The 4164-nt window shown below is 71.7% G+C and carries 4 protein-coding genes; all 4 read left to right on the top strand.

Translation table 11 applies throughout. From position 1 onward, the window contains the following. Window positions 1-395: 395 nt before the first annotated feature. The 4 genes from G6024_RS15150 (at window position 396) to G6024_RS15135 (ending at window position 4087) form a co-directional block, all read left to right on the top strand. Entirely contained in the window at window positions 396-806 is a 411-nt protein-coding gene (locus G6024_RS15150) for an HAD family hydrolase (protein ID WP_067712297.1), read from the top strand. 4 nt (window positions 807-810) lie between these two features. Continuing rightward, on the top strand, window positions 811-2208 hold the full coding sequence (locus G6024_RS15145; protein WP_067712299.1) for a wax ester/triacylglycerol synthase family O-acyltransferase: 1398 nt from the start codon (window positions 811-813) through the stop codon (window positions 2206-2208). A 44-nt stretch (window positions 2209-2252) separates the two neighbouring features. Further along, entirely contained in the window at window positions 2253-2774 is a 522-nt protein-coding gene (locus tag G6024_RS15140; RefSeq protein ID WP_067712302.1) for a DUF6912 family protein, read from the top strand. Between the two features lie 194 nt (window positions 2775-2968). After that, the gene (locus G6024_RS15135) at window positions 2969-4087 is read left to right on the top strand and encodes a ferredoxin reductase (protein WP_067712304.1); all 1119 of its coding nucleotides are present in this window, start codon (window positions 2969-2971) and stop codon (window positions 4085-4087) included. The last annotated feature ends 77 nt before the right edge of the window (window positions 4088-4164 follow it).

Genomic DNA, 4164 nt, shown 5'->3' with positions numbered 1-4164 from the left:
CCTGCGATCCACGACTTCCAGAGCCATGACGACCAGGGCGTGTGCGGCCCGCCGCGCGGGGACCGGGACGCCGCGTTCCGGAGCCGGCACCGGCCTGGCGGGCGGGGTGACGACGCACTCCCGATCCGTCGTCCCCGCGGCCCCCGGCACTCCCGGCGCGGGTTCGGTGGAGGGTAGGGGCCGGACGCGGCCGGCCTCCCGATCGGTTTCGGCCGACCGGTGAGGCCGCACCGTCGTGGGTGGCGAAACGGGCGTCGGTGCCATCTGGGGTCTGCTCCCTCCCGCGCCGGACCCGGGGTGGTCTGGCGTGCTCTACCCCTCATGACGCGCCGGAACGGGCGCCCGGTTCCACCTCGCCTACTGCACCGTGCCCGGGTGTTGCCTAGGCTGTCCCCATGCGTGGACTGATAGTCGACTACTTCGGGGTGCTGGACGGCACGGAGGAGGACCGTGAGAACTGGCGGTCGATCCTGACCGGTGCGAGGGCGAATGACGTCCGTCTCGCCGTGCTGAGCAATGAACCCGAGGGGCCGGGAGCGGACCGTGTCCGGGAGGACGCCCGCGATCTCGGGATCGAGCACGTGGTGCTCAGCGGTGTGACCGGGGTGGAGAAGCCCGAGCCCGAGGCGTTCCTGGAGGCGGCGCGCCGGCTCGAACTCGAGCCGCGGGAGTGCGTGATGGTCGACGACGCCATCGAGAACGTCCTCGGCGCCGTGCGGACCGGCATGATCGGCGTGTTCTACCAGGTGTTCGACCGTGCGGCCGTGGAGATCCGGGGACTCCTCGGGTTGGACGAGGTGGTCTGACACCGTGGCGACCAGGTTGGCCACCGCGGACGCGGATCTGCTCCTCGGTGACGCCGCGCGTTCCCGGAGCAGGCACTCGTGCTCGTTGGCGCTGGTCGCCAGGGACGAACCGTGGGACATCGACCGCGTCATGGAGTTCGTCGACGCCCGCCTGGCCGACGCGCCCCGGTACCGTCAACGGATCCGGCATATCCCCTTCTCCCTGGCCAGGGCCGTGTGGGTGGACGACCCGGACTTCGACCTCAGTTTCCACGTCCGGCGGTCGGCGCTCCCCGCTCCCGGCGGGATGCGGCAGCTGGCCGACCTCGTGGCGCGGCTCGTCGACAGGCCACTGGAGGCGGATCGCCCGCTGTGGGAGCTGTACCTCATCGAGGGGCTTCCGGATGGACGGTTGGCGATCCTCACCAAGACGCACCATGCGCTGCTGGGCGGTCCCCACGCCGTGGATCTCGCCCAGGTGCTCGTGACGGACGAGCGGGCCTCCGCGGATGTCGACGAGGTCGCCACGTGGACCCCGGTGCCGGCGCCCGGGGACGGGGTCCTCGTCCTGGACGCGCTCATGACCATCGCGACCGACCCCCTGGAGCTGGTGCGCCGCTCGGCCCGCCTGGCTCACGCGCTGGAGCGGGCCACCCGCGGACTGGTCGGCGCGGCGAATCTGTCGATGCTCCGTCCCGCAGGCGGTCTGGCGGAGATGTTCCGCACCACCCGTCCCCGCGGGAGCCGGGTGGGGTTGGCGTCCTTCCCTCTCGCGCAGGCGCGGGAGATCGCGCGCGAGCACTCCTGCAAGGTGAATGACGTCGTGCTCGCCGTGCTCTGCGGGGCACTGCGGTCCTGGATTCTGTCGTGCGGCCACCCCCTGTCCACCTCGGACACGCTCAGGGCGATCGTGCCGATGGCGGTGACCTCGGAGGCCGACGGGTCGGAGAACCAGAGCGAGGCCACCTCGGCGGAGATCGCCTCGGCGCTCATCGGCATGCCGGTCGGGGAGCCCAATCCCCGTATGCGTCTGGCGCAGATCGCCCGCGAGACGGCCACCCAGCGTCATCCGCGTGAGGCCGTGGGGGCCAAGTCCCTGGCGCGGCTGTCCGGGTTCGCTCCGCCCACCCTGCACGCGCTGGCCTCCCGGGCGGCGATCATGTTGCCGTCGGAGAGCTACGACCTGGTCGTCACGAACGCGCCCGGTCCCCAGCGCAAGGTGTTCTGGGGCGATGGCGAACTCGTCGAGGTCTACCCCGTCCCGGCCCTGCTCGAGGGGCAGGCGTTGGCCGTGTCGATGAGCAGCTATGCCGGGACCGTGTACTGCGGGTTCACCTCGGATCGCCAGGCCGTCCCGGACGTGGAGGAGATCGGAGAGCTCATCTCGTCCGCGTTGGACGAGCTCACCGGCACCGCCGGTTGAGCGGCACCGCCCGCTGACCATCACCCGCCCGAGGAGAGTCCATCATGCGTTTGTTCGTCCCCGCCACCATGGCGATGCTCGAGACCCTGCTCGAGGCAGGGGAGATGCCCGTGCGGAGCGGCACCGCGTTCGCGGCGACCCCCGCGCTCATCGAGTCCTACGCCGAGGGCGACATGGAGGAGATCGAACACGTGGCGTTCCTCGAGGCCGCGCGGGCGTCGCTCCGGCTGCTCGGCGGTGAACTCGACTCCGGCGCCGCGCACGAGGCCCACCCGTACCGGCGGGTCGTGGTGAGCGCGGACGTCCCCGACGGGCGGGTGCAGCCGCGGCCGGACCTGGACACCGCCGTGGTGCGGCTGGACGGTGCCACGGTGGGGACCGCGGAGATCGCCGCCGTCCACGTTGATCTGGCCGGGGCCGTGGACCTGGTGAAGGACGCGGTCGAGGTGGTGGACCGTGCGGATCTGGGGGACGAGGACGCCGAGCTCACCGTCGGTGACGCCCTCGACGTGGACCTGGCGTGGTACGACGCGGTGGAACTGCCGTTCCTGCTCACGCTGCTTTAGGGGTGCGGGCGCACCCGGGCCGGACACCGCCCGGATGCCGGGACTGCCCCGATCGCCTGCGGACCCGGGTCGACGGCGTGGAGAATCGGCCCGGGGGATCCCGCCGGACGGGAACCTACGCTACCGTAGGTTCGTAGTCCGGAAGCGGCGGTCCGACCCCCGGGCCGCGGGGATCCGTTTTCAAGGAGGCACCAGTGTCCGAGTCGAGAAGTGGGCTCAATCGCGTCCTGCGTGCGGCGGCCGCGCGGGTTCCGGAGCCGCGGGGGGCGCGTACGTTCCTCAACCGCCTCACCCACCCGCTGCGGATGGACGACTACTCCTCGCTCATCTACCCGCTGTGGTCGTCCCGCGAGCTGCGCGGCGAGATCGTCTCCGTGCGCCGTGAGGCCGACGACGCGGTGACCCTCGTGATCAAGCCGGGCTGGGGCGCCACGCCCGAGTACCGCCCCGGTCAGTACCTGGGGATCGGCGTCCTGCTCAACGGCCGGTGGACCTGGCGCTCGTACTCGTTGACGTCGGCGCCCACGACGGGGCGTGGCGAGTACTCGGTGACGGTCAAGGCCCTGCCGGAGGGGCTGCTGAGCAACCATATCGTCGGAACGGTCGAGCCGGGGATGATCGTCCGGCTCCAGGCGCCGGCCGGTGATTTCCACCTGCCCTCGCCCACGCCCGAGAAGCTGATGTTCGTCACCGCCGGCTCGGGCATCACCCCGGTGATGGGCATGCTGCGGTCGCTGGACCGCCGCTCGGCCGACGAGGGGTTCCCCGACGTGGTGCACGTCCACTCGATCCGCGACCGTGATGACGCACTGTTCCACGACGAGCTCCTCGCGCTGGAGCGCACCCAGCCGGGTTACACGCTGCACCTGCGGGTGACCAGCGAGGACGGCCGCATCGACTCCGAGCAGATGTCGGCGCTCGTGCCGGACTGGTCGGAGCGTCCCACCTGGGCGTGCGGGCCCTCGGCGATGCTCGACGAGCTGACCGAGCACTTCGAGGCAACGGGACGGGACGACCTCCACATGGAGCGTTTCACCGTGGACCGCAACGCGGGCGCGTCGGGCGGGACCGTCAAGTACGGCTCGACCGACAAGACGGTGGAGCTCGACGGGGCCACCACGATCCTCGAGGGCGGGGAGAGCGTGGGCGTGCAGATGCCGTTCGGCTGCCGGATGGGTATCTGCCAGACGTGCGTCGTGGGCTTGGAGGAGGGCCACGTCCGCGACCTGCGCAACGGCACCGACCACGGTCCGGGGGAGCGGATCCAGACCTGCGTCTCGGTGGCGCTGGGGGACGTCGAGATCAAGATCTGATCGGCCGCCCGGCCGGCGCCCCCGTGAGGCCCGGGTGCTGGCCGGGCCACACCCGGCCGCCGCGCCACACCCGGCCG

Source organism: Dietzia maris (assembly GCF_014144855.1).
Lineage (GTDB): Bacteria > Actinomycetota > Actinomycetes > Mycobacteriales > Mycobacteriaceae > Dietzia > Dietzia kunjamensis.
This window is presented reverse-complemented; position numbering and strand designations above follow the sequence as displayed.